This window comes from Intrasporangium sp. (assembly GCF_035688975.1).
Taxonomy (GTDB): domain Bacteria; phylum Actinomycetota; class Actinomycetes; order Actinomycetales; family Dermatophilaceae; genus CALMNV01.
The window spans coordinates 1-2,381 of the sequence record NZ_DASSMH010000082.1 but is presented as its reverse complement, the minus strand read 5'-3'; the positions used below and the strand labels follow the sequence as shown (position 1 = coordinate 2,381).

Here is a 2,381-nt window from a genome sequence, read left to right as displayed (position 1 = left end):
CGTCGTCTCGCTTGGGCTCGGTCACGTCCTCGCCGCGGTGAACCGGCGTCCGGTGACCGACGTCGGGTCGATCCGCACGTAGTGCGACTTGGGCCCCGGCTGCCACGGGAACAGGGGCAGCATCATCGCGTCGAGCACGTCATACATCTGCTGGATCTCGACCGCCTTGCCCTTGGCCACGACGCTCCACGCCTCGCGCGTGTCGGCGTCGTAGCCGTCCGCCTCGAAGGCCACGACCTGCCCGATGGAGGCGGACAGCTTGGTGCCCGCATCGGTGCGGAAGACGACGCTGCCATGGTCGACGGCGAAGTTGACCGGAAAGATGTCCGGCTCACCGTCCACGAGGACGGCCAGCCGGCCGACTGTCGCCGTGCGAAGCAGGGCCCAGCACTCGGATATGGACGTCTCCACCGCGCTGCCCCCTTCCCGTCCGAGCTGATCCTGCCAGTCTGCCCGGCATGGCGGCCTGCCGGAAAGGACCAAGGTCCCGCCACCCCGTGCCGGTGTGGCGACTCAGGCACCCGCACCGTCCTCAGCGACAAGCTGCAGGAGGGACTCCACCTCCTCGGCGCACGCCGGGCAGCCGTCGAGATGCGCCCGCATCCCCGCCGGCGTCGTGGCTCGGGGGTCACGCAGGACCGCCTCGACGTAGCGGTCCATGAGCGCGAAGCAGTCGTCGCACGAGAGCCAGGGCTCGGTGTCGAGGGTGAGCAGCCGCACGACCTCGGGCGTCAGTCCCCGGATCGGTGACGTCATGGCCTCTCCTCTCGCGGTTCGTTCGGTGGAAGGTGGCCGGTCTCTCGCAGGCTGCGACGCAGCCTCACACGGATCTCGTGCAGCGCCTTGTAGAGCGCGCCACGAGTCGTCCCCAGCCGGTCGGCCAACACGTCGATCGGCACCTGGTCGACGAGGAGCGCCGTCGCGATCTTGCGTTGGTAGGGCGTCAGCACGACACGCATGGCCTGCTCGACGGCCGCGACGAGGTCGGCAGCCTCGGCGTGCAGCTCCGGGCCGGGGGCGCTGTCGACCCAGCTGTCGACGTCCTCGAGGCTCACCGCGCGCCCCGCCCACGCCTGGCGACGGACCTCCGTGGCGGCCTGGAGGATGGCGAACTTGTAGGCCCACGTGGTGAACCGGCTTCGGCCCTCGAAGGTGCCGAGCTTGCCGAGCAGCAGGGTCAGGGCCTCGTCGGCAGCGCTGTTGGCCAGCTCGTCCAGGACCTCCGCCCCATGCCCCTCGAGCATTCCCCGCATGCGCCAGACCTGGTGGCGCGCGGCCCGCACCATGAGCGCGTGCAGTCGACGCAGGGCCTCGTCACGCTCCGGGCCGGGGAGGACCAGCGCCGTGGTCCAGTCGGTCGCCTCGCTCTCGCCGTCGACCCGCGTATGCCGCCCAGGGGCCCGCCCGGGCGTCCAGATCATGGGGCGGCGTCCAGCGGCGACAGGATGCGGGCGGCCAGCTCGGGTGGGCATCCCCGGTCGACGAGCTGCAGCAGCGCGTGGACGTCGACGCTGCGCATGCCGGCCAGGGCGCCGGCGAGCGCCACCGGGAAGCCGGCCTCGATGAGCCGGCACCGCCGCCACTCCGTGACGTCGGCTGGTGGCCCATCCCTGCGACACGGGCCCGGTCCTCGCCTCGGCAGCGTGCTCATACCCGGTTGGCGTCGTCCCGGGCCGCCCGGCATACCGATCGGCAAGGAAAACTCCCTTCGGCGGTAAGGACGCGGCCTCGTCGCGACGCCAATCTCTATGCCAGCCTGCCACTTCGGTGTCGCGCCTCAGTGTCGCCAGCCGCTGCCCGGCGGGTCAACCACGAAAGGACGCTCGGATGTCCCCTGAGAGCACCCCCGGGACCCAGGACCGGGCCAAGGAACCGGTGTCGGCCGCCCTGGCGGGACCGTACGGCCACCCGTTCCACCCCATGCTCGTCACGGTGCCCATCGGCGCGTGGATGTGCAGCCTCGTCTTCGACATCGGCGCACGCCTGTCGGACGACGCGCGCGCCCTGACGACCGGGGCGCGCTGGCTCATCGCCGTCGGCGTGCTCTCCGCGCTGGCGGCGGCCGCGGTCGGGTTCCTCGACTTCACCGGCATCCCGCCCGGGACGCGGGCGCGGAGGACGGCCACCACCCACATGGTCCTCAACCTCGGCATCACCGTCGCCTTCGCGGTCAACTTCCTCTGGAGGCGCGGTGAACCCACCACCGGAGTCGGCCCGATCGCGCTGTCCGTCCTCACGCTGGGGGCGCTCGGCCTGTCCGGTGCGCTGGGCGGCAAGCTCGCCTACCGCTACGGCGTCCGGGTCGCCGCCGAGGCGGTGCAGGCAGAGGGGTTCCACACCGCCGACCCGGCCGGCCCGCGACCCCAGACATGGGCGTCACC

Annotated in this window: 5 protein-coding genes; 1 reads left to right on the top strand and 4 read right to left on the bottom strand. The window is 72.1% G+C overall.

Annotated elements, in window-relative coordinates:
* Positions 1–21: 21 nt before the first annotated feature.
* The 4 genes from VFJ94_RS08795 to VFJ94_RS08780 form a co-directional block, all read right to left on the bottom strand.
* Complete coding sequence (locus tag VFJ94_RS08795; RefSeq protein WP_325003826.1) at positions 22–411, bottom strand: pyridoxamine 5'-phosphate oxidase family protein; 390 nt, start codon at positions 409–411, stop codon at positions 22–24.
* Between the two features lie 102 nt (positions 412–513).
* Positions 514–756 carry a hypothetical protein gene (locus VFJ94_RS08790; protein WP_325003825.1) on the bottom strand — a complete coding sequence of 81 codons (243 nt, stop codon included), beginning with the start codon at positions 754–756 and terminating at the stop codon, positions 514–516.
* Entirely contained in the window at positions 753–1,421 is a 669-nt protein-coding gene (locus VFJ94_RS08785; RefSeq protein WP_325003824.1) for a sigma-70 family RNA polymerase sigma factor, read from the bottom strand. The genes VFJ94_RS08790 and VFJ94_RS08785 overlap by 4 nt, the downstream gene beginning before the upstream one ends.
* Positions 1,418–1,651, bottom strand: a complete 234-nt coding sequence (locus VFJ94_RS08780) for a hypothetical protein (RefSeq protein ID WP_325003823.1) — start codon at positions 1,649–1,651, stop codon at positions 1,418–1,420. The genes VFJ94_RS08785 and VFJ94_RS08780 overlap by 4 nt, the downstream gene beginning before the upstream one ends.
* A 176-nt stretch (positions 1,652–1,827) precedes the next feature.
* Between VFJ94_RS08780 and VFJ94_RS08775 the strand changes: the two genes are divergently transcribed.
* On the top strand, positions 1,828–2,381 hold a 554-nt coding region (locus VFJ94_RS08775), incomplete at its 3' end, for a DUF2231 domain-containing protein (RefSeq protein ID WP_325003822.1).